The sequence below is a fragment of the Nitratireductor aestuarii genome, assembly GCF_014641695.1.
GTDB lineage: Bacteria > Pseudomonadota > Alphaproteobacteria > Rhizobiales > Rhizobiaceae > Chelativorans > Chelativorans aestuarii.
This window is the reverse complement of the sequence record NZ_BMIF01000005.1, coordinates 122,422-139,962: the sequence shown is the minus strand read 5'-3', so window position 1 is coordinate 139,962 and position 17,541 is coordinate 122,422. Positions and strand designations below refer to the sequence as shown.

The following is a 17,541-nucleotide window of genomic DNA, read 5'->3' as shown; positions in this document are numbered from 1 at the left end:
GACTCTTACTTCCAGCTTGCGTCGTAGAAGCGGGGCAGTTCGTCAAGAGTTGGTTCGAAATTAAGCGTGTTTGTGTAGGCGTATCCCATCACGATCGTATGCATCGGGACCCAGTAGGCCTGGTCCGTGATGATGTTGATCGCCTCGGCATACTTCTTTTTGCGCTCTTCCGGATCCATGACGGATGCGCCGCCCTTCACGAGCTCAAGCACGGTCTCGTTGCGCGAACCGTCGTTGCTGGAGCCGTCGAACATGGCGCCGATGGATGCGGAGCTGTCGGCGAGCGACTGCGAACCCCAGTCACCGTACCACATTCCGACCTTACCCTCGCGCCAGCCGGAGAACGAGGGGCTAGCCTGAAGCATCTCGAGTTCGGCCTTGATGCCGACGGCGGCGAGGTAGGACTGAACGGCTTCGGCGCGGGCGCGGTCGCGGTAGCTGCCGAGCTTAACGGTGAAGCCGTCAGCGTAGCCAGCTTCGGCGAGCAGAGCCTTTGCCTTCTCCGGATCGTAGTCATACACAACTGCAGCAGACTGGTCGCAGCCGAACTGGACCGGATGGCAGGGTGCATTGATGACCTCGCCGTCACCGCCAACGAGGTTGGCAACGATGGTGTCGCGGTCGATGGCGTGGTTGACGGCGCGGCGTACGCGAACATCGGTCAGCGGGTTGTCGCCGGTACGGCCGGCAGCATCGAGCGCAACCATTGCGATGCGCAGCGTCGAGGAGAGCGCCACTTCTAGCGTCGGAACGGCCTTCAGCTGCTCAACCTGGTCGGAAGGAACGTTCCAGACCCAGTCTAGGCCGCCGCCGATCACCTCGGCAATACGCGTCGCGGTGTCCGGAATGATGCGCCAGTTCACGGTCTTGATGGACGGCGTGCGCTTTGCGCCGCCCTCGTAGTAGCCCTCGTAGGCCACCAGCTTTACGAGGCCATCGCCGAAGGATTCAACCTTGTAGGGGCCTGCGCCGATCGGCTTCTTGCCGAATTCCTCAGGACCAACCTGCTGGAAGTAGTCGGAAGGATAGACCGGAAGCGAGCCGGCGATGAATTCCATGGCAGCCGGTGCCGGTGCCTTCGAGATCACGCGCACCGTGTAGTCGTCGACGGCTTCTGCCTTCTCGATCCAGGAGACGGAACCCTGGACGCGTGCGCCATTGGCCGGATCGGCCCAGTAGTTGAACGTGAACACCACGTCTTCTGCCGTTAGCGGCGAGCCGTCGTGGAAGGTCACACCTTCACGCAGCTTGAACTCGATCGTGCGGTCGTCGATCCGGTCCCAGGAAGTGGCCAGCAGAGGCTCGTACTCGAAGGTCTTCGGATTGCGGTAGATCAGGTTGTCATAGACCTGCATGGTCATCACAACACCGTCGCGTGCGGTGTTGATGTAGCCGTCGAGCGTGGGGAAGTCTTCGCCCATGCCGATCGTGATGGACTGGTCTTCCGGGCCGGCAAGAGCGGTCGAGCTCAGTGCCGTGCCGGCCGCCAGCGCGGCGCAAAGGCCAATGATGCGGGAGTACTGCCGAATTTTCATGGGTTCTAGACCTCCAGACTATGAGAGAACTGAGCGAGCCGGCTTACGCTTCGCGTGCCGATAGGGGAGCCGGGACAAGTCGGCTTCGACTGCCCCCGGCGCGAGCGCGGGGATGATGGCGCGGGCCATCGCCTGGTACGCACCACGGAAGTGAACGGAGCTTTTTACCACCAGGATCGGCAGTTCCTCAGGGCTGAGCCCGAGGTGCAGCAGAAGTCCGGGTTCGGAAGCCTGCATCTTGCGCGGCGCAATGATCACCCTGACGCCGTCGCGCTCCAGAAGCGCAACCGGTCCAAGTGCGATCGGATTGCCGCGATACATGGGGCCAACACCCGTGAACTCTCCGGAGCCAAGTCGGATGACCTTCCACGGTCCCTCGACGGGGGAGCCGTATTGTGGAGAAGAACTGCCGCCAATCGCGATGTCGATAGTGGCGCCTTCACCGGCTTCGTGAGCTGCATCGCAGGCGTCTGCATCCGCGATATGGACCATCACCGCGCCCTTGGCGCTGCCATCGATCAGCGCGCGCAGCATGCCCGTCGTGTTACCGGTGCCGCCGCCACCCGGATTGTCCTGGGTATCGGCGATGACCACTGGGCCTGTGCCATCGGCTGCAGCCAGGCGGATTGCTTCAGCGACGGCCTCCTCGGCGGATAGCAGGCGGGTGGCGAACTGCGGTTCAGCTTCCAGCCATTTCGCCAGCATGAGGTCGGCCACGTCATCGACGGCCTTCTGGTCGCGTCCCTGCACGATGATCGAAGGGCCGGAGTCCGGGACGTCCGCGAGGGGAAAGCCGAAGAACTGGCTGACGCAGTCGATCGCGGGGTCCTGTTCCAGCTCAGCTCCTGCGGCCAGCAGTCCGCGCGTGGGTTCAACGAAGGTGCACTGGTCGTTGATGGACGCGAGATAGGGAACCGCCCGGTAGGCGAGGAGCGGCTGCGCTGCGCCTTTCAGCAGGCCGATCAGCCGTTGCATGACCCGAGCGCCTGTGTCCTTCAGGTCGGTGTGCGGATAGGTCCGGTAGCAGTCGAGCAGCGTGCAGTCGCGCACCATCGGCTCTGAAATATTGCCGTGCAGGTCGAACGACGCCACGATCGGGAAGGGGTGCGGGGTGATTTCGCGCAGCCTTCTAAGCAACTCACCCTCGGCATCCGGCCAGGAGGGCGTAACCATGGCGCCGTGAAGATCGAGGTACAGCGCTTCGGCCCCTTGGGCTAGCGCGTCGCGGAAGCGCTGGCAGATGTCATCAGCGATGTCGTTGAAGGCATCATCTTCCACTGGCCCCGAAGGAAGCCCGATGCACCAGAGGAGCGGGATAATCTCGACGGAGGCCTCACGCGCAGCGGCGATGGCTCCTGCCGCCGGCGTTCCAGATTTAGCGATGATGGCAAGCATCTCGTCGCCGGTGCAGAACGGTGGCCAGCCGCCCGGCCGGTCGAAGTCTGACCGCCGCGCGATCGTGCCCGCAAAGCTGTTCGTCTCGTGCTGGAACCCGGCGATGGCTATCTTCATCGCAGTCTTTCGCCAATCATCTCAATAGGTCCCCGGATACTCGCCGCCGTCGATCAGCAGGTTCTGGCCGGTGATGAACCCGCCGTGCTCGCTGACCAGGAAGGCGAAATAGGCGCCGATCTCTGAAGGCCTGCCATAACGACCGGCTGGGTTCTTGGACGCGCGCTGCGCCCAGATCTCGTCGAACGGGCGGCCCGTGCTCTCGCTCAGCTTGGCCACGTGCTCGCGCTGACCGTCGCTGTCGAAGATGCCGGGAAGCAGGTTGTTGATCGTGACGTTGCGACCAACGGTCTGACGGGCGAGACCTGCCGTGAAGCCAACGAGGCCGGACCGAGCGCCATTGGAAAGGCCAAGCTCCGCATGGGCGATCTTCACGCTGCGCGAAGCGATGTTGACGATGCGGCCGAAGCCACGCTCCATCATGCCATCGACAGTTGCCTGCATCATGAAGATCGGCGGCAGCATCATCAGGTCAACGGCCTTGATCCAGTCGTCGCGCGTCCAATCGCGGAAATCGCCGGGCGGCATGCCGCCTGCGTTGTTGAGCAGGATGTCCGGCTCAGGACAGGCCGAAAGAGCAGCCGCCCTTCCTTCCTCGGTGGTGATGTCTGCCACGACGGTGGTGACCTTCGCGCCGGTCTCTTCCCGGATCTCGGCAGCTGCCGCGAGCAGGGTCGCCTCGTTGCGGGCAACCAGTGTCAGTTCCGCGCCGGCACGCGCTATCTCAAGGGCGCAGGCCTTGCCCATGCCCTTGCTGGCGCCGCTCAACAGCGCCTTGCGGCCGCGAATACCTAGTTCCATAATGTTGACTTCTCCGAACCCTGGTAGACCGCGAATGTCATACGCGCTCTGCTTACTCGGCGGCGAGCGCCGGACGGATGTTGAGGCCGTACTTGCGGTCGAGTTCCAGCTCCTGATAGGCCTTGAGGCCAACTTCCAGGGCGCTCGGCGAAAGCGGCTGCAGCGGCTTGCGCAGCGGACCTGAGGGCAGGCCAAGCGCACGCATGATCGTCTTCGTGGCGACCGGATTGATCGCGGAATAGACGAAGTGCAGGATCGGCAGGTTGCGCAGGTACGCATCGCGGAACGCAGTGGCAGCACCTTCCTTGACCCAAGGCGTGGAAATGACGGCCATTTCCTCTGGGATGATGTTGCCGGTCATGTTCGCGGTGCCATGGCCGCCAAGCGACATGGTCGGCACAACCAGACCCAGGTTCGGCGAGCAGCAGCACATGATCGACATGTCGGGCTTGGCCGCACAGACCTGCGCCACCTGGCCGACGCGCGTGGTGGATTCCTTAAGCACGACCATATTGTCGTGGCGTGCGAGCTTCAGGAGATCCGTCCAGTGAAGGTCGGTCTTCACGCGGGGCGGGTTGTTGTAGAAGCCCATCGCGAGGTCGGTGCTGTCGAGAACCTCGAACATGAAGTCCGTGATCGCGTCGTTGTCCGCGCCGATATAGGCGGGAGCGGCGACAATCGCGCCGTCAGCGCCTGACTGCTTGGCATGCTGCACATAAGCGATCGTCGTGGCCGTGTTGTTGCCGGTGCAGCCATAATACATCTGCATCTGGCCCGGGCGCATCTTCACGGTCTTCTCGACGATCTCGCGGCGCTCATCGGGCGACAGCATCGAGACTTCGCCCGTCGAGCCCATGATCAGCACAGCCGACGTTCCGTGCTCATGATGCCAGTTGAGAAGGGTGCGGAAGCCTTCATAGTCGATGCTGCCGTCGTTGTTCATTGGCGTGACCAGGGCGACGAAGGAACCTTCAGGTTTCTTATGGGTCATAACAGAACTCCTATACGGCTAGCATCTGGCGCAAAAACATCGGTCGGACTCTGGCCACGGGGTGCCCACCCGTCAAATAGAATATCTGAAAAAGGTCATACCGAATCCTTATAGGCATGCCGTGCACGCTGAAATGAACGCCCGATCTCCGCCTCGATTTCGAACAATAATACTTCAGAGGCCCGCGATAATGGCATATCTTTCGGTTTCATGACCTGAATTTCGAAAGGTATTTCTGGCGCGAAGGGGACCATTGCCACCTTGTCGCTCATGGCCAGAGCCGTCAGTTCATCCACAATTGCTATGCCGCATCCTTTCGCGGCCATGGATGCAGCGGCGAATGAGGGCTGGCTTTCCGCAACAATCCGGGGCTGGATGCCATGGTCGGCGAAGGCATTGGTGATGTAGCTCGCCGAAACCGTGTGACGAGCCAGGACAATGAGCGGTTCGTCACGCAGTTCGACCGGCGTCAGCCGGCTGGCATTTGCCAGGGGATGCCCGGGCCCCATCACGCATACGCAGCGCGCATGGTGGGAAATCAGCACTTCGATGTCCTCGCGGCGCGTCTGTGTCTGTGCGACACCGAGGTCCAACTGCCGGGAGGCAACGAGCTCCACCACCCGCGCAGAGCTGAACACGTCCTGCCTTACCCGCGCCTGAGGGAACCGCTGGCGAAAGCGGTTCACGGCAAGCGGGATGACCTCGAAGCTCAGCATCGGCAGCGTGGCGAAGCGTACGGTCGCGCGCGAGAGCGTGCGGATTTCCTCGCCCACCTGCTTCAGGCGGTCGATGCCGTAGAACATCATGTCGACTTCCCGGAAGAACTCCAGCGCTTCCGGGGTCGGCACAAGGCGTCCCGTCTGTCTTACGAACAGCCGGAAGCCGAGGCTGGATTCAAGATCGGAAACGAGCCGGCTGACCGCCGGCTGCGAAACGTTCAGTTCTTTCGCAGCCGCGGTGATCGAGCCCAGAACTACGGTCGCCCTGAACGCGAGCAGCTGGCGCTGGTTCACACCGGAAGCTCTTCCTGCGCGATCGTCACCCAATAGCGGATACCGTCCGCAATCAGGTTGTCGTTGAAGTCATATTGCGTCGAATGGAGTGCCGGACCGTCGCCTGCACCGATGAAGAAGAAGCAGCCGGTGGATTGCTCGAGCATATAGGCGAAGTCTTCGGCGCCCGTAACCGGCACCATCTTGTCGTCCACGCGGTCGTGCCCGAAGCGCTTGCGCAATGCCTCGACGATCCTGGAGGTCGATTCTTCAGGGTTGTGCAGCGACGGGAACAGCCGGTCGTAGGTGACTTCCAGTGTGGTGCTGAACGCGTCGGCTGCCGCGCGGGCTACCTCGTTCAGGCGCCGTTCGAGCAGGTCGCGCGTCTTCGGCGAGAAGCTGCGCACCGTTCCACGGATCACGACGCGGGAAGGGATGACGTTCGGCGCGTCGAAACTGCCGCCATTTATGTGGCCAACGCTGATCACGCCCTGGTCGAAGGGAGAGATGTTGCGACCGATGATGGCCTGGAGGTTGGTGACGAACTGTGCCGCGGCCATGGTGGGATCGACGGACATATAGGCGCCCGAACCGCCGTGGCCGCCCTGTCCGCCGAACACCACCGTGAACATGTCGGCAGCGGCAAGCATCGCGCCGATCGTCACGTTGAACGTGTTTGCGGGCAGGTTCGGCTTGTTGTGCAGGCCGTAGACGGCATCGACCGGGAAGCGCTCGAACAGACCGTCGCGCATCATGGCCGGTGCGCCGCCCAGCCCTTCCTCGGCAGGCTGGAAGATGAAGTGGATTGTGCCCGAAAAGCACGGGTTCTTCGCCAGCACCTCGGCCGCGCCAAGCAGCATGGTCGTATGGCCGTCATGGCCGCAGCCGTGCATCATGCCTTCGATCTGGGAGGCATGCGGCAGGCCGGTCGCCTCGTTCATGGCAAGCGCGTCCATGTCTGCACGGAAACCGATGGCGCGGTTGCTGTTACCAGCACGCAGTGTGCCGACGACCCCGGTTATACCGATGCCTTCCGTTACCTCGAGCCCCAGCTCACGCAGGCGCCGGGCGACCATTTCGGCCGTGCGAACTTCCTTGAACCCGATTTCCGGGTGACGGTGGATGTCGCGACGCGTTTCAATGAGGGAGGGCAGTATCTCGGCGATATGCGCTTCGATCTCCGGAGGGAAGGAGGATGACATGATCAGGCTTTCGATAGGCATGCAGAAATGCGTTTGTGGGGGCGGACTATAAGCTGACGTCTATCAGCCAGCAAGCCGCCGCACTCGCATGGGGCCTATGCTCCTCAGTCAAACAAGTAGTTGTACGACGCATCACCATCGAGGAAGAGGCCGTCGCCGAACACGTAGCTCGCGCCAACCCTGGCTTAGGAGCTCATAAACGAGGATCCTGAAGCTACCTTACGTGCGGCTCGGCAGCTGCTCGATCTCTTCAGCGGAGAGGTGTTTTACGTCGTTCCAGTGGCGGGACTTTCCGGAGTTGAGCAGTCCCTTCGGGTCGAGCCGCTTCTTCCACGCGAGGTGGCGGTAGTCCGGCTTCATCGATCCGCCTTCCACGAAGGGTACATGCGGGTTGGAGGTCGGGCAGCCATGCGCATCATAAATGCGCATCAGCTCGAAGATCCGCTCGTCCGTCGTGTAGCGGACCACGGGCAGGTCGAACGCGACCAGTTCACCGCGCAGGAGCGCGAACTCGTGGTGCATCAGCACCTCGTCGCCGAAAACGCCCTGCAGGGTTTCGATCTTCGCACCGTCGAGCGGCGGCCGTACGGTCACCTGAAGATAAGTGACGCTGCGATCGTTCTTCAGCACCTGCAAGGTCGTGTGGTTGTAGGAAAATTCCGTCAGCGGCTTCAGGTCGGCTGCGGCTACACCTGCAGCATCGGCGGCAAAAACAACCTCGCCACCCTGAGCCTCGACCAACGCCTTGAGCGTCTCCGCACCCGCGTCATCCACCATCGCGAGCAGGAGGGAGCGGCCGTTGAGGTTGAGCCCATCGAGATCACGGATGAGCGAGGCAATCCTGCCGTCGACGGTCGTCAGCAGCTTCAGTTCGTAGTCACGATTGCTGCCGACGGCAACGCCAGCCTCAAAGGCTCCCCGATAGGTCGTGAAGGCGGCGATGACGCTGATCCAGTTGCGCGCAGGGATGGTGCGCAGAACGAGATCCGTGATGACGCCGTTCAGCCCCCACGCATGGTGGATGGAGCTGATATCTTCGCCCGTGAAGACGTGGCGTTTCGGCGGGTTTTCCATCGACAGCACGCCAATGGAATCGATGTTCTTGCGATCGCGCAGCATGCCGTGAGTGATCGAGCCGATGCCGCCCGAGCCGCCCGCGATGAAGCCACCGATCGTCGCCAGCGCCTCGGTGGACGGGTAGATCGGCAGCTCGCGGCCATGTTCGGCCAGCGCTTCATTGATCGCCTTGATCTTGCAGCCAGCCTCCACGTGGACCGTGTCCGCGCCGATCTCGAGGATGCCGTTGACGCCGGTGATTTCGATGATGAGCCCGCCGTCGAGCGGCACAGCCTGTCCATAATTCCCCGTGCCACCGCCGCGAAGGACGGTCGGCACGTTCTGCTCATAGGCTACGGAGATGCACTTTTCGAGTTCAGCAATGCTGCGCGGCGCGGCAACCAGATCGCCGAAGGACTTGCCCAGCTCCCGATTGAGAATGGGGCTGTACCAGAAGAAGTCGCGCGAACGCTTCTTCACGATCGACGGCGTGTCGAAAGTCTCGACGGGAGCGAGCGCCTCGCTGAAAGCCTGCCAGTCGATGGTCGTCTTGCCGGAAATGGACGTCATTGCAAACTCTCTCCGCTCTGCCAATCTGCGCTACTGGTAGGATGCGCCGGGGATGAACGGATATTTGGTGATAAGGCTTTCATTGATCTCGACGCCGAGGCCCGGTGTCTCAGGAGCAGTGATGGTGCCGTCGACAATCTCGAACGGCGCGCCAAGGTCGTCGCGGAAGGCGTTTATGGCGGAAACGTCGGCTTCGTAGATGAAGGCGTTTGGCGCCACCGACAGTACATGGACGGAGGCCGCGGTAGAAAGCACCGAAGCGCTCGTATGCGGCGCAAACTGAAGGTGCCACGCGTCGGCCATGGCCGCGATCTTCAGGATCTCGGTAATGCCGCCGGTCTTGCAGCAGTCGGCCTGCACGAACTGGATCATTTGACGGGAGATGAGCTCGCGCAGTTCGCGACGGGTGAAGTGGTTTTCGCCAGCAGCAAGCGGCGTTGCGGTCAGCTCCTTCAGGCGCTCGTAGGCCGGCAGATTCTCCGGCGTAAACGGCTCTTCGAGCCATGCAAGCTTGCCCGCTTCGCAGACTTCAACGATCCGGTGCAGGTCAGAGGTCTTGTAGCGCGTGCCCGCGTCGGCGGCGAGCGTCAGATGCGGGAAGGCGTCACGGATGGCGCTGACGCGCTCCAGGTCCTTCTCCATCGTGTCGCCAACCCGGAGCTTCATGAAGGTGTAGCCGCGCTCCGCGAAGGCTTCAACTTCGCGCTTCAGGTCTTCGACCGGCTGGAAGCCGAGGCTGATGCCGCCGGCGTAAGCCTTGATCGGACGACGCTTGCCGCCGAGAAGCCGCCAGACCGGCTGGCCCAGGTCCTTGCCCTTGATGTCCCAGAGCGCCAGATCCACGCCGGAAAGGCCGATCACGGCTGCCGCACCAGGTCCGTGCGTGGCGATGAAATGATGGTAGGCCTTGTGCCAGATCGCTTCCGTCTCATGGGCATCCATGCCGATCAGCGAGGGCCCGAGCGCATCATTGATGAAGGCCGCTATGGTGCTTGGCGTCTGCGCGTGATGCGCCTCGCCATAGCCGACAATGCCGTCTTCCGTCTCGATACGCACCAGCACCATGTCGCGCTTGGCTGAACGGCCAACGGCGAAGACTGCGCCGCCCGGCGTCGGGCAGGAGAGGGCGAAAGCTTGAATACGCTTGATACGGGTCATGACTTAACCTTTGACTGCGCCGCCGCCGATGCCGGAGACCAGCTGCTTTTGCAGGATGAAGAAGACGAGCAGGATTGGTGCGGCGGTCAACACGCCGCCAGCCATCAGCACACCCCAGTCCGTCGTGTACTGGCCGATGAGGCCGCTGAGGCCCAAGGGCAGCGTCCGCTTCGTATCGCTCAGGATGAAGGTGCTGGCGTAGAGGAACTCGTTCCAGGTGTGGATCATCACCCAGGTTGCGACCGCCACGATACCGGGACGCGCCATTGGCAGGATGACTTTCCAGAACGCCTGCCAGCGGGTGCAGCCATCCATGCGGGCGGCGTCCTCAAGCGAGAAGGGAACCTGCGAGAAGAACCCGCGCATCAGCCAGACGCAGAGCGGCAGCATGTAGCTCAGGTACACCGGGATCAGGCCCCAAAGGCTGTCCAGCCAGCCGAGGAAGCGCAGCTGCACGTAGAACGGGATCAGCAGCAGCACCGGCGGAAACATCTGCCCATAGAGCATGAAGAGCGGCAGCGTTACCGAGCCCTTGAAGCGGTGGCGGGCCATGGCATAGCCGGCTGTCACCGAGATCAGCACGCTGATGATCGTGACGGAGACGGTCAGCAGCAGGCTGTTCATGGCAAAGCGCCAGAACTGAGCACCCACCAGCAGGTCGATGTAGTTCTGCAGCGTCGCGCCGTTCAGGATGAGGCTCGGCGGGCGCTGGAAGATCTCGTCCTTGGGGCGGATCGACGTGGCGATCATCCAGTAGAACGGGAAGACGGCCCATATGAAGGCGATCCAGAGCGTGATGTAGACGAGCGCCGTGCGCACGGGCTTGGGCAGCTGGAACGAGCGCTTCACGACCCTTGGAGCGGAACGCTCACGTTGCCGGGGATGGATGGCAGCGGTGTCCATGATCAATCGCCCTCCTTTGCCTGGATGAGCTTCAGATACACGGTCGTGGCGATCACGAGCCCGACGAACAGCATGGTTGCGACGGCCGAGGCCTTGCCGAGGTCGAAGCGCTGGAAGCCGTACTTGTAAGCCAGCGTGAACAGGATTTCCGAAGAGTTCAGGGGTCCGCCCTCGGTCATCAGCCAGATGGCGTTGAAATTGTTGACGGTGAGAATGAAGGTGAGAACCGCCGCGATGGCGAAGGAAACGCGGATCTGGGGCAGGATCACGTACCAGAGCTTGCGCCAGCCCGACGCCCCGTCCATGGACGCCGCTTCGAGGATCGAGCGCGGAACCATCTGGAGTGCGGCGAGCAGCAGCAGCATGACGAAGGGCGTACCCTTCCAGATACTCTCCACCGTCACGGCGTAGAGTGATGTGGCCGTGTCACCCAGCCAGGGATGATAGCGGTCGAGGATGCCAAGCTTCAGCAGGATTTCGTTCGCAATGCCGACGCTCGGGTCATACATCCAGCGCCAGGTCAGCACCGCAACCACGCTCGGCACCACCCACGGCACCAGGATGCCGGAGCGGAAGAAGCCGATCCCGGGCATGGCGCGGTGAAGAAGCAAGGCAAGCGCAAGGCCGAGGCCAAGCTGTGCCACAACGTTCAGCACCACCCAGATGAGCGTGTTGGTAGACGCCTGCACGAAGACCGGATCGGCGAAGACGCGCTCGAAATTGCGGAAGCCAACGAACTGAGCGGTGCCGGTATTCAGCGTGCGTAGCGTCACGTCATAGAAGGCCGTCATGATGCCGGAAATGACCGGATAAACCACCACGCCCACCACTACGAGAACGGCGGGCAACACCATGAGATAAGGGTAGACACGCGCTCCCATCCCGGTCTCGAAGATCTGAGACCAGGTGTTCCTGAGCTTTGGTCCGGCGGGTGCGCGTGTCTTTGTCATTGTCTTACTGGCCCATGATGCTCTTGGTCTGGGCGTCAGCCTTGCTCATCACATCAGCAACCGGCTGGCCGCGAAGCACGGAATCCCACACGGTGCCGAAGACTTCCGAGTGGATCTGGCTCCATTCGGCGACAACCGGACGGGCGCGGCCCGCATCCGCCTGCTCCATGAACGGCTTGATCTCTTCCGGCAGGGCGGCGATCGCTTCCGGTGCTGCTGCGCCAGCAGCGGCCGACAGACGGTTGTACTTGCCCATCAGCTCGACGCTGCGCGGACCTGTAAGCCATTCAACAAGCTGCCAGCTGGCATCGCCAACCGAGGTGTTCGCGTTGACGGCGAGATTGTAGCCACCGATGACGGTAGCGGCCTGCTTGCCAACCGGCAGCGGGTGCACCGACCAGTCGAGGTTCGGATTGCCGTTCTTCAGTGCTGCAATCGCCCAGTCGCCGCTCACCAGCATGCCGGCGCGTTCCTGGATGAAGGGTGCGTTGACCTCATCCCAGGAATTGGCGGTCAGAACCGAATCCGGCATTGCCTTGTGCTCGGTGTAGAGGCTGGAGAGGAACTCCACGGCCTCAACCGATTCCGGCTCGCCAACGCGGACCTTGCCTTCATCATCAATGACTTCGCCGCCGTTCTGCCAGATGAAGCTGTAGAGCTGGAACGCACCGGTACGGCTACCGCCGAAGGTGAGACCATAGGTGCCCTTCTCGGCGTTCGTCATGGCGATGGCTGCTTCGCGGAACTCTTCCCAGTTGGTCGGCGCCTTGTCGATACCGGCGTCAGCCAGCATCTTGTTGTTCACGAAGAGCGCGACGTTGTTGGTGTAGAGCGGCAGCGCGTATTGCCTTTGCTCGAAGCGACCGCTGGCGAGCGGACCCTTCTGGTAGCCTTCGGCAAGCGGAGCAGTCTGCTCCGTCAGGTCCATGAGCAGGCCTGCGTTGGCCAAACCCGCAACCCAGGCGATGTCGAGCGCCATGACGTCCGGACCGGCGCCGCCGGACATGGCGACGGTGAGGTTGCGCTCCATTTCCATGTGCGCGACCGGCTGCAGCTCAACCGTGTGACCGGTCTCAGCCTCGAATGCCTTCAGCTCCGCATAGATCGGCGCGTCCGGGCTCGAGGCGAGCGGCGAGTTGATCCAGAAGACGATGTTATCGGCGAGTGCCGGCGAAAAACCGACGCCAAGGCCGAGCGCCAGGGCTGCTGCCCCGGTCATAAGTTTGCGATGTATGTTCATTCACGACTCCTCCGTTACTCAGCTTGAACAGACGTCAGGGACTAAGCCTGCCGCCACTATCCACTGCGGACCACACGATTTCCGGTCCGAACCAGTCCTCCGCCGGAATGCCCGGCCTTGAACCGCCCCCAGCTTCGTTATCTGCATTTTTCGAGCGCCCGCCCGACCCCACGAGACCTGCCCAACGGACGGCCCACCCGTCTTCGTCTGTTGAGACAAGGGCGCTGAAATCCTCCTGGTTCTTTGCAAACACCAGAACGGCCGCCTCACGGCTCTCCGCGTCCGCCGCCAGAGTGATCCTGCCGCCTTCTCGCACGAAGAGCGGAATGTTCTCGATCGGCATGTCATGGACGCGCCATGCCGGCCCCGTTACCCATTCGCCGGCAAAGACGTCGTACCATTCGCCTGCCGGCAGATAGACCGCGCGGGTATTGCCGTAGAAGGCAGCCGGGGCGACCAGCAGGTCGTCACCCAGCATGTACTGCTGGTCCCAATCGTTGATGCCGCGCCATTGGATTTCAGGGAAGGCGAGCGGCATCATGCGCATCAGCGGCAGTCCGCCTTCGGCTGCCACCTTGCCGAACTTCTGGAAGGTCGGCAGCAGCGCCAGATGAAGAGCGGCATAGCGCTTGTAGATCGCGAGCGATCCTTCATCCATGTCCCACGGTTCGCGGCATCCGAGGCCATGCAGCATCATCAGCGGCGTGAAGCAGGCGAATTGCGTCCAGCGGGCGAAGACCTGCGGCGTCGGCGTGCCGAAATAGCCGCCAAGGTCGCTGCCGATGAAGGACCAGCCGGAAAGGGCGGCACTTTGCACGGCGCGGATGGCCGATGGCAGGCCGGTCTTCGGGCAGAAGTCAGAGGTCTGGTCACCGCTCCAAATCGGGGCGCGCACGCGTGGCGAACCCGAACGGCTGATGATCGCGGGCGTCTTGCCGTCGAATGCGTCGATTGTCGCTTCGAGATAATACCGCACGAAAGCGTTGTGCGCCCGCCCTCCGGTTTCGCCGGATTTCAGCACTGCATGTTCAGGCAGCTGCTCGCCGAAATCCGCCTTGAAACCCTTGATGCCCTGGCGTAGCAGGCCGCGCAGGCTCTCGGTCCACCAGGCCCGCGCTTCCGGGTTGGAGAAGTCGATGAGGGCCGCGATGATGTTGGGGTTTGCGCCCGGCCGGCGAGTGATAAGCTCGCCATTCTTGTCGACGATCACATAGCCGCGTTCCTTGGCGAAGGCGAAAGAGCGCGTGCCCACCACCACCCAGGGGCAAAGCCAGAGATAGATGTCGGTGCCTTGCGCGGCGAGGTCGGACACCATCTTCGCTGCCTGCGGATATTTCTTCTCGTCGAAGGCGAAGGAATGCACTTCGTCTGACCAGTAGGCGTCGATGAGCTTTACCGCCATCGGCAGGCCCATCTGTTCAAACCCGCGAACGTCCGCGTCGACGGTTTTTGCATTCTCGATGCGCCAGTCGCCCGCCTTCCAGAGGCCGAAGAAACTGTCTTCGGGCATCAGCGGCGCACCGATACGCTCGATCAGCTGAGCGTAAAGTTCGCCCAGGTTGCCGAGATGGATTTCAAGCTCCAGCCGGTCTCCCTCGACCTGGATGCGCAGCATGCCTGGATCGAAGGATGGCGCGATGTGGAACACCGCAGGCGCTTCGTCAGGCAGGAACACGCCATAGCCCAGCGTTGTCGCGAGCCATGGGCTTGGCAGGTAGGTGCCGTTTCCAAGCCCGAAGTTTTCCAGATAGTAGCGCACCGACTGGCCGCGCAGGTCGAGCGTCTCGAACCTTTCGCCGCCGCCGAAGACCTGAAAATCGCCGGAAACCGGAATGGCGATCTCGATCGCCGCTGCATCCCTGCGAACTGCACTGATACGGACACTGCGCCCGTTCTCCAGTGCAGTCACCTGCACGTCGACGTCGGTCTGTTCGCCAAAGGAGGCAGTCGTCCATGAGCCGCCATTCGCGCGCCAGCCGACAAGGGCAGGGCGGTAGGCGGCTTTCAGAGGCAGCAGATCAGTAAAGCCAGATTGGTTAGGCACGGTCCACCTCCGCGCCGATCTGGCGTGCGAGATGAAGGGCGGCGTCTGCCCAATGGCCGTAGACGGCGGTCACGTGATGCTCATAGCCCGCTTCGACAAAGCCACGCACGAGTGCTTCGGCGCCCGATTTCGCCGCACGGAAGAAACCCGCCGCGCGGTTTGCCTTCGGGTGCTCCGCCTCAACCTCGCCCTCGGCAACAAACAGGCGCAGCTTCCCGTCTTCACGGATCGAAAGTCGCAGCAGCGTCAGCGGACCGGCTTTCAGCGGGAACGTTTCCTGTTTCAGCACCGGATCGAGCGACCGCGGACCATCGGCGAGGCGGGGGCTCACACCATAGTGCCAGAGCACGAGGCGATTGTTCGCCCTGTCGAGGCCGGAAATATCGGTCAGGAAGGGCAGGGAAGCCGCGTCGAAACCACGGATGGCAAGCGCCGTCAGCGCCCCCATGACGTCGCCTTCGGGCGCGATTGGCACGGCGCGGTCGGACAGCTCTCCGAGTGCGGCCCATGTGCCCTTGAAATCCGGCGCATAGAGGATTTCCGGCCAGTCGCGGATGGCGACGGCGTCGGCCTGAATGCTGTTGAACCCGGCTTCCAGCCGCGCGCAGGTGCGCCCGAGGATAAGTCGGCTGTTCTCGGCGTCACCGCCGTCGAAGCTTGCTTCCGCCCAGCGTTCGGCTGCCTTCCTCTCCGCAACTTCGTCCGCCTTGCAGGTGGCGATGAAGCGCGGGAGTGAAATCTGCTCTACCGTCACGTTCAGGAGCCGCTTCAGCACCCATGGATCGACGGCGAGATTTGTGAACCAGTCCGCATGCGCGCCCACCAGCGCCATGCGCGATCCATCGATCTTCTGGAAAGCGCGGGCTGCAGCAGCAAAGGCCGCGAGATCCCTGGCAACTTCGCCATTTTCCGGATTGCCGATCAGGAGCGAGGAGCGAATGCCGTAACGCAAGAGCGTGGAGGCCCAGAGTTGCGCGCCGCAAAGCGAGTTGGTGACGATCTCGTTGTCTTCTTCCAGCGCCCAGATGGCGATCGGCAGCCTGCGGTGTCCGATTGCTGACAACACCTCGCTCAAGAGTTCGGCCGGGCAGAAGGTCGAGGTCTGCACGACGAGCCCGTCGAGCGTGTCGATGTCGAGCGACTGCAGGGCGGCAGCGCAGCTTGCCCGGTCACGGCCCAGCCGGTCGGCAAGCTTCAGCTGGCCCTTGAGACCACCATCGGTCAGTGCGCGTGTGCGGGCCACCAGTTCGTTCGCCGCATCTTCCGGGAAGAGCGGCGATCCCACGAACAGGACACCTGTCCGCCGCTCAGCCGCTTGTATCTTGCTGGCCACCTGTGGTGCATTCATTCAGGCATTCTCCTCCACGTGGCGCTCTTCGGCTCTTGTGTCGAGCCCTCCCGCGCGCACAAAACAATAGGCGGCATAGTTCAGCGCCGCCTGCGGATCGGTACCGATGGACGGGGCGATGAACGACACCTGCATGCGCTTCGCATCGAACCCGCCGAGCAGGCTCTCGTTCATGCCTTCGATGATCGCCTGCCGGTCTTCCGGCGCCAGAAGCGATGGCCAGCCACTGATCACGACCGAAGGCAGCGGGTGCAGGTTGAGCGCATTGCCGGTTCCAAGCCCCAAAAGGAACAGGCGTTCACGCAGCTGCTCGCGCGTCTCGGCCTTAAGCTCAAGCTGGTCCAGAAAGCGGTCGCCGCGCTGCAGGATTTCGGTCTCTGATACGCCGACGATTTTCGAAATGGCGCGCAGCGATGTGTAGGCTTCGAGGCATCCATGATGGCCGCAGCGGCAGGCGAGCCCGTTGCGCTCCAGAACCATGTGGCCAAGCTCGAAAGGCGAGAATGCCTCGATCGTCGCGGATTCGTTGACGATCACGCCGGCGACGCCATGGCCCACGAAGAGAAAGAGGTGGTCGCCCGTCGCCGGATAGGACGAGTTGCCCGAATAGCGGTGGAAGGCTGCCTGCGCGATCACTGAATTGGTGATGGAAAGCGGCACGCCCTGCATCGTGTCCGACAGGAAACTGCGCAGCCGCTCCATGTCCCAGGGGAAGATCGGGTTGGTGTTTGCATTGCTGTAGCCCGGCAGCGAGAAGGCAGCCTGTCGGACAGATACGCCGCGCTTGGCCGTCCACTTGCCCATGGTGGCAAGGCAGCCTGTGAAGATCCGTTCGAATTCCGCCTGGTCGAGCTGCGGCGAAACGGGCACCCGCTCCACGTAATCGATCGTGCCGCTCACGTCGCCGATGCTGAAGGACAGGCGATTGTTGGAGAGCTCGATACCGGCAACATAGATGTTGTTACTTAATGTAATAAGAGCTGTCGGACCGCCTGCATAGGGCGCGGGTTGGCGAATCTCGTCGACGATCTCTTCCTTACGCAATTCTGCAAGAATGCGGGAAACGCTGGCTTCCGTCAGCTGCGCGTCGCGCGCAATATGCGGACGAAAAGCCCCGCCACGGCGCAAAAGCGTCTCGAGCACGACAGCCCGTGTCTCTCGTCTGCTTCTTGGTGCCGGCCGTCCGCTCATCGACTTCCCTTGATATTTACACTGTGTAATTAGTGTGCTTTAGTTTGG

The 17,541-nt window shown here is 62.4% G+C and carries 14 protein-coding genes; all 14 read right to left on the bottom strand.

Annotated features, from left to right (window positions below):
* Positions 1–5: 5 nt before the first annotated feature.
* The 14 genes from IEX27_RS09990 to IEX27_RS09925 all read right to left on the bottom strand — a co-directional run bounded on the left by IEX27_RS09990 (position 6) and on the right by IEX27_RS09925 (position 17,493).
* Positions 6–1,535 carry an ABC transporter substrate-binding protein gene (locus IEX27_RS09990; RefSeq protein ID WP_188720903.1) on the bottom strand — a complete coding sequence of 510 codons (1,530 nt, stop codon included), beginning with the start codon at positions 1,533–1,535 and terminating at the stop codon, positions 6–8.
* Between the two features lie 18 nt (positions 1,536–1,553).
* Positions 1,554–3,047, bottom strand: a complete 1,494-nt coding sequence (locus tag IEX27_RS09985; RefSeq protein WP_188720902.1) for a M81 family metallopeptidase — start codon at positions 3,045–3,047, stop codon at positions 1,554–1,556.
* A gap of 21 nt (positions 3,048–3,068) precedes the next feature.
* Positions 3,069–3,848 carry an SDR family oxidoreductase gene (locus IEX27_RS09980; protein ID WP_188720901.1) on the bottom strand — a complete coding sequence of 260 codons (780 nt, stop codon included), beginning with the start codon at positions 3,846–3,848 and terminating at the stop codon, positions 3,069–3,071.
* 52 nt (positions 3,849–3,900) lie between these two features.
* Positions 3,901–4,839, bottom strand: a complete 939-nt coding sequence (locus IEX27_RS09975) for a dihydrodipicolinate synthase family protein (RefSeq protein ID WP_188720900.1) — start codon at positions 4,837–4,839, stop codon at positions 3,901–3,903.
* A 95-nt stretch (positions 4,840–4,934) separates the two neighbouring features.
* Positions 4,935–5,852 (bottom strand): LysR substrate-binding domain-containing protein, encoded by a 918-nt coding sequence (locus tag IEX27_RS09970; protein WP_188720899.1) that lies wholly within the window; start codon positions 5,850–5,852, stop codon positions 4,935–4,937.
* Complete coding sequence (locus IEX27_RS09965) at positions 5,849–7,054, bottom strand: amidohydrolase (RefSeq protein ID WP_210315518.1); 1,206 nt, start codon at positions 7,052–7,054, stop codon at positions 5,849–5,851. Before IEX27_RS09965 ends, IEX27_RS09970 begins: the two co-directional genes overlap by 4 nt.
* A 198-nt stretch (positions 7,055–7,252) precedes the next feature.
* A complete protein-coding gene (locus tag IEX27_RS09960; RefSeq protein ID WP_188720898.1) occupies positions 7,253–8,659 on the bottom strand; it encodes an FAD-binding oxidoreductase in 1,407 nt (468 codons plus the stop codon).
* Positions 8,660–8,689: 30 nt separating this feature from the next.
* Positions 8,690–9,817, bottom strand: a complete 1,128-nt coding sequence (locus IEX27_RS09955; protein WP_188720897.1) for a mandelate racemase/muconate lactonizing enzyme family protein — start codon at positions 9,815–9,817, stop codon at positions 8,690–8,692.
* Positions 9,818–9,820: 3 nt separating this feature from the next.
* Entirely contained in the window at positions 9,821–10,720 is a 900-nt protein-coding gene (locus IEX27_RS09950; protein WP_188720896.1) for a carbohydrate ABC transporter permease, read from the bottom strand.
* A 2-nt stretch (positions 10,721–10,722) separates the two neighbouring features.
* A complete protein-coding gene (locus IEX27_RS09945) occupies positions 10,723–11,670 on the bottom strand; it encodes a carbohydrate ABC transporter permease (RefSeq protein WP_188720895.1) in 948 nt (315 codons plus the stop codon).
* Positions 11,671–11,674: 4 nt separating this feature from the next.
* Positions 11,675–12,910, bottom strand: coding sequence for an ABC transporter substrate-binding protein (locus IEX27_RS09940; protein WP_188720894.1), 1,236 nt, complete (start codon positions 12,908–12,910; stop codon positions 11,675–11,677).
* 34 nt (positions 12,911–12,944) lie between these two features.
* Positions 12,945–14,954 (bottom strand): TIM-barrel domain-containing protein, encoded by a 2,010-nt coding sequence (locus tag IEX27_RS09935; protein WP_188720893.1) that lies wholly within the window; start codon positions 14,952–14,954, stop codon positions 12,945–12,947.
* Positions 14,947–16,302 carry a hypothetical protein gene (locus IEX27_RS09930; RefSeq protein ID WP_188720892.1) on the bottom strand — a complete coding sequence of 452 codons (1,356 nt, stop codon included), beginning with the start codon at positions 16,300–16,302 and terminating at the stop codon, positions 14,947–14,949. Before IEX27_RS09930 ends, IEX27_RS09935 begins: the two co-directional genes overlap by 8 nt.
* Entirely contained in the window at positions 16,303–17,493 is a 1,191-nt protein-coding gene (locus IEX27_RS09925) for an ROK family transcriptional regulator (RefSeq protein ID WP_188720891.1), read from the bottom strand.
* Between the last annotated feature and the right edge of the window lie 48 nt (positions 17,494–17,541).